Here is a 4,707-nt window from a genome sequence, read left to right as displayed (position 1 = left end):
TTAAAATGTTCTCCTTTATCTGCTGTTCTTCATTTGTTTTTCCTGTTAAAGAGGATTGAGGTATTATTACAGCACATCTTCCTCCTTTTACTAAAGAATTTAATAAATGTTCAGTAAAGTTTATTTCGTATAGCTCTGGATTAGCTTTAGAGCCTTGTGAATATGGAGGATTCATCATTCCAACTGTAGCTTGTTTTAATTGATATTTACTTGGTGAATGTTTGAAGAAATCTTCATTGATGAGATTACTTTTTCCATCCCCTCTTAATATCATGTTTGTAGTTGCTATGGTAAACATATAAGGTTGAAGCTCTAAACCATGTAATTGTTTTTGTTTGATGTTGTCCTGTTCAGTGCTATCTGTTGCTTGTTTTAACATACTATGCATACTAGCAATCAAAAATCCCCCGGTTCCGCAACATGGGTCAAAAACTACATCCTTTGATTTTAAATCAAGTAAATCACAAAATAATTCTGTGATATGCTTTGGTGTTAGCACAATACCTAATGTTTGTCCATCTCCACCAGAATAGGACATAAACTCCCCATAAAATCTTCCTAAATAATCTTCTGCTGTACTTGTATATATTATGTTCTGAAATATTTTACTGTATAAAAATTCTGTATAGTGCTTTAAAGGTGTTTTTGCTAATTTTTGGTGTTTTTCATTTAAAATAACTGTATCTTTAATAATAGCAAATTGACTTAAAAGTTTATCTTTTTTAACTTCCGTTGCTATATTTGACCGTTGCAAATTATCTTTGATAGCTTGGTATATCTTTTGACCGTCAGTTTTTATGGTATCTCCTGTTAAGTCATCAATGGAAAAATTCTTCTCTTTAATTTCTCTAAGTGCTAATAAAATTCCAGAAACTACTAAAGGTTTGTCTATATCTTTTAGATTTCCGTAGTTCCTTAAATCTTCATGAAGGTCAGCAGCATCTTTTAGTATTTCGACAGTTTCTTTTTCTGTATCAGTATCTTCTTTTAAAACTTCTCTGGTGTAGTATTCGTCTATATTACTTTCATTAAAAGAAATAAAGGATTCAACTTCTGGAAGTTCTCTGTAATATTCTGTTTCATCAATATAAATAGGACTAATTTTATGTTTCTTTTCGTTGCCAGATATACCAAAGGCAATTACCTTTTTGTATGTAGTATTGTTTGCTAAATGCTTACCATAGTATAAAGCTCCGTTCACAGCATAATCTTTTACATCTTTCTTCTTAGTGCTGATATTTTCTTTGTCATCTAATTTAATATGTTTTGATAAATCGGCTTTATCTTCTATCAATAAAAGAAAATCCTTAACAACCCCTACATATTCTGGAAAACCAACATTTCCTGTACCATTCTTAGAAGCAGTTTTTAAAGCATCATCAATTTCTTTTATAGTACTCCCCTGTGGCTCTAAATTAACATTTGCTTCTTTCAGTAAATTATAAACCCATAAATCCGTTACAACTTCTTTCTTAGCCATTTCATCCCCCTGAAATATTGAATTCAATTTGTAAATTATGTACTAATTATAAAGCATTTCTAAATTTAGAACAACACTTATTTCCGTTTTACTTGAAAAATCAATATCTACCATAGAAATTTGCACTATTTTTATTCCGAAAGTAATTCTCCATACTATTAACCTTAATAAATCAAATATAAACGAAAAGCTGAACTGATTTAATATCTACCTTAAATTTCTGACTTATTTGAACTGCACTTAGAAATTGATTATTTTCCTAATTTTCTAAATATAATTCCACTATTAATTATTACAAAAGATTAACAAGTGTGTTTTTATACAGCAAATTTAAATTTTACTAACATCAAATTTCAAGCAAATAATCTGTATGCTCTGCAATTACAAAATTATTTGTACTGATTAATATATCACTCCACACTTCGTTATTCACAAAACAAACATTCTTTCCATAATTAATTTTTCTTCCAACGCTGATGATGGACTCCACAGCTTTTATGAATACCAAAATCTCTTCCAAATGAACAGTAGGTAAATATAGGAATTTAAAAATATAGGAGGGGATGGGTTTGAACCTTGACAAGCGAATATGAACTGCAATTAAAAAACTTTGAACAGAGGGGTGATTTTTGCTCTAAATAACCGTTCTAGATGGTATCGAGAAGTATGTAGAAGTAGTAGTTTATGAAGTTTTTAATAATTAAAAAAAAATTTGGAGGGAATTATGGAAAAAAATATTTTAGTAACATTGAAAGAAAATTATGAAAATGAATTGAGTTCAGATTTAAAGGGAAAAGATGAAAAAGTATTATTAAATGCTCTGACTAAAAAAATTAAAGATTTATATTCTGAATATGGACAAGTAGACGGAGAAATAAAAGCTAGAGAAATAGCAAATAAGGTTTTGATTTATCACTTGGCAAAGCCTATTTCCGATAAGAGTGAAAAATTGAGCTGTAAAGATAAAAATTTTTATGAGGACTTAATTAGTGAAGGACATATAAAGATTTTAGAATCTATGAGCAATAGAAAAATTGAAAACAGTTATTTTTTAGATGATAAAGGGATACAAATTAAGGAAAATTTTGTAGGCTACTTCTCGAAAAAATCTATTGGTGCTTTATATGACTACAACCGTAAAAATAGAAATTCTCATTTAACACCAAAACAGAAAAAAATCGAAACAAAAATTAGGGAGTTCAGACAAATTTCCAATAAAGATACAAGTGACAAAAAAATAATTGATGATGTAGTTTCTTACTTTAAAGATGCTAGAACGAATACAGGTAAAGGATATAAGATGTCTATAAAAAATGTTGAAGAAGTAATGAATATCGGTGAAATAAAATATTTGTCAGAACCTTTAGGGGAAGATGATGATAGAACTTTAGCCGATACACTTAGTGTAGAAAACTTAAGAGGATACTATATTGATGATGATAATGATATTAAAAAAGCAATATTACAAGAATTAAAACATAGAGTAAAAAAATCAAATGAAGCATGGCATAAGGCAGGAAAACCAAATAGAAGCAAAGAGATAAATGACGTTAAGACTGACATTTTTAAAGTATACATTATAAAGTCTGAGCATCCAGATGTAGATAAAGAATATGGTGTGAATTCTTATTCTGACATAGCTGAAAAGTATGATATTAGTGAATCTGCTGTATCTCAACAAAAAGACACATTAAATGTAACGATTATAAATTGGCTTAAAGAAATAAATAATACACATGGTGTTGACTGTATGGACTATTTATTTAGACATCATAAAGAAAAGAAAGAAAATAAAGAAAGAAAATAAAGCAAATTGAAATTTTAAGAAAAAAATACTTTATAAATATAAATTTTTAAGCTTAAAAAATTCAATATGAAACAGCTTATTAACAGTAAATAACATTAGAGCCTGTAAAACAAAAATTAATAATATTAGAAAAGGACAGGCTCTACAATTTCAATAATCGAAGGGAGAAACAAAATGGGGAAAACTTACAATGGAATTATTAATTTAGAGGATATACTACAAGATTTAACTATGGATATGGTTATGGAACACTACGGAATAGAGGTTCATGGCTCAAAAATAAATTGCCCATTGCCAAATCATGGGGGAGCAGATTCAACACCATCATTTTCTATCAAAGATGAACATTTTTATAAATGCTTTGGTTGTGGAAGGAGTGGGTCACCACTTAATTTTATAATGGATATGGAGGAACTTGGGTATTTGGAAGCAGTTAAAATAGCAGGGCAAATAACAGGAAAAGAGCCTATATTTAGTGCTTCCTATAAAGAGCTGACTAAAAGCAGTGAAAGTAGTGAGCTGTTAGATTGGCTCAACGACTATTTTACGAAACATAACTATGGAAGTGAAAATTGGAAGAAGCTCAATGACTATTTAGATGTCAGAGGAATAAAAAGAGAAACTGCAAAAGCAGAAGGTATTGGTTATAGTGATGGAGAATATGAAGAAGTTCTATTATATAAAGCAGTGGAAATAAAATATATTAAGAGCAGAAATAGTGTTGAAGATATTCAACCTTTAATAGACTTAGGTGTGTTAAGAGTTGTAGATGGTACAGATGTTGTTGCTACACTTAAAGATTGCATCACTTTCCCAATATATAAGGATGGAGTTATAACAGGTTTTGAAGCTAGAAATTTAAACGAAGATGTTATTAAAAAATATGGTAAGTACAACAAATCAGCTTGTAAGTTTAAATTATGGAATAGTGACATTATAAGGGATGGAAATTATAAAGAAGTTTATGTATTCGAAGGTGTTTTCGACTGTTTGACTGCTATACAATGTGGATACCCAAATTCGACAGCTCTTTTAGGTGTTAATGCTATGACGGGTAAGGAGAAAGAAGTTCTTTTAAAAGCTGATAAGATATTCCTACACTTTGATGATGATGAAACAGGACGAACAAAAGCATTAGATGTAGCAGAAGAACTTGGGTATAAAGCTTATATTGTAGAGCATCCAAGAATTGATGGTGGAGTAAAAGATTTGATAGGTGCTGGTGGTAGAGTAAAAGATTTGAATGGTCCATTTGTAAGCTGTTTAAATACATATCTTAATGGTATATCAAAAGAAGATGCTGAGATGCTTAATATAAATAGCTTTGAAGCTTTATCAGAGGAAGAAGCATTTAAAAAAGCAGTATCAGATGTAAGAAAGAACCTTAATAAAAGAACATATGGTATTGAAGTTGAAAGTG

4 protein-coding genes are annotated in these 4,707 nt (G+C 29.6%); 2 read left to right on the top strand and 2 right to left on the bottom strand.

Features of this window, described 5'->3' with window-relative positions; translation table 11 throughout:
- Positions 1-1,480: class I SAM-dependent DNA methyltransferase (locus tag SA378_RS03050; protein ID WP_318524518.1), on the bottom strand; the 1,480-nt coding region annotated here is incomplete at its 3' end.
- Positions 1,481-1,826: 346 nt separating this feature from the next.
- On the bottom strand, positions 1,827-1,988 hold the full coding sequence (locus SA378_RS03045; RefSeq protein WP_318524517.1) for a hypothetical protein: 162 nt from the start codon (positions 1,986-1,988) through the stop codon (positions 1,827-1,829).
- A 216-nt stretch (positions 1,989-2,204) separates the two neighbouring features.
- Between SA378_RS03045 and SA378_RS03040 the strand changes: the two genes are divergently transcribed.
- Positions 2,205-3,287 carry a hypothetical protein gene (locus SA378_RS03040; protein ID WP_318524516.1) on the top strand — a complete coding sequence of 361 codons (1,083 nt, stop codon included), beginning with the start codon at positions 2,205-2,207 and terminating at the stop codon, positions 3,285-3,287.
- Positions 3,288-3,461: 174 nt separating this feature from the next.
- The coding region (locus tag SA378_RS03035) for a CHC2 zinc finger domain-containing protein (protein ID WP_318524515.1) at positions 3,462-4,707 on the top strand (1,246 nt) is incomplete at its 3' end.

Source organism: Sedimentibacter sp. (assembly GCF_033447055.1).
Lineage (GTDB): Bacteria > Bacillota > Clostridia > Tissierellales > Sedimentibacteraceae > Sedimentibacter.
The sequence above is the reverse complement of the archived record's forward strand: the minus strand, read 5'-3'. Positions and strand labels throughout refer to the sequence as shown.

Excerpts from the sequence above, each read along its gene's own strand:
- SA378_RS03040 (WP_318524516.1), top strand. The coding sequence starts at position 2,205 with ATGGAAAAAAATATTTTAGTAACATTGAAAGAAAATTATGAAAATGAA.